Source organism: Shewanella sp. SACH, assembly GCF_001887095.2.
Taxonomy (GTDB): Bacteria; Pseudomonadota; Gammaproteobacteria; order Enterobacterales; family Shewanellaceae; genus Shewanella; species Shewanella baltica.
Map to the genome: position 1 here is coordinate 1 of NZ_MPDG02000017.1, position 721 is coordinate 721.

Genomic DNA, 721 nt, shown 5'->3' on the forward strand with positions numbered 1-721 from the left:
AAATATGGCGGAGGAGTAGGGATTTGAACCCTAGGTGGGCTATAAACCCACGCCGGTTTTCAAGACCGGTGCATTAAACCACTCTGCCACCCCTCCGAACGAGCGAGATAATAGCGATCTCTACTGCCACTGTAAACTTAAATTTATGCTTAATCGTGTTAATTGACTATTTCATATTCACTTAGGTCAAAAGCAGTTAAACAGTAAAGGGCTTAATCAACTTGCCAACTGACTCGAATGGATAAACGACTCACATCAAGCTTTATATATTTTGCCCAATCACACTGCCTTATAAATAAAGCAGCAGATTGAAGTCAATCAACAACAAAGCACTCTCAGTACGGATAGTTACCCGCGATAAATAAAATCCAGTCAGCACACGTCAAAAAGACACAATGATGAGTTCTGGAAAAGCTAACTTAAATGCAAATAGCTAACTAATTTAGTAATTGCTGAATAGCGTTAACAATGAGTTTGAAAAGTGTCAACGCTATTTAGGTCGGGTCAACACAAACAAAAAAGGCCATCATTGCTGATGGCCTTTTCCGTGAAATATGGCAGAGGAGTTGTGCCTCGAATAAGGAACCAAGGGTTCAAACTGCTAAATGCAAAAAAGCCGCTAATGATTAGCGGCTTTTTTGACTAAATATGGCGGAGGAGTAGGGATTTGAACCCTAGGTGGGCTATAAACCCACGCCGGTTTTCAAGACCGGTGCATTAA

1 tRNA gene is annotated in these 721 nt (G+C 41.1%); it reads right to left on the reverse strand.

Features of this window, described 5'->3' with window-relative positions:
* Positions 1 to 5: 5 nt before the first annotated feature.
* Positions 6 to 96, reverse strand: a tRNA-Ser gene (locus tag BM607_RS21570).
* Positions 97 to 721: the final 625 nt, after the last annotated feature.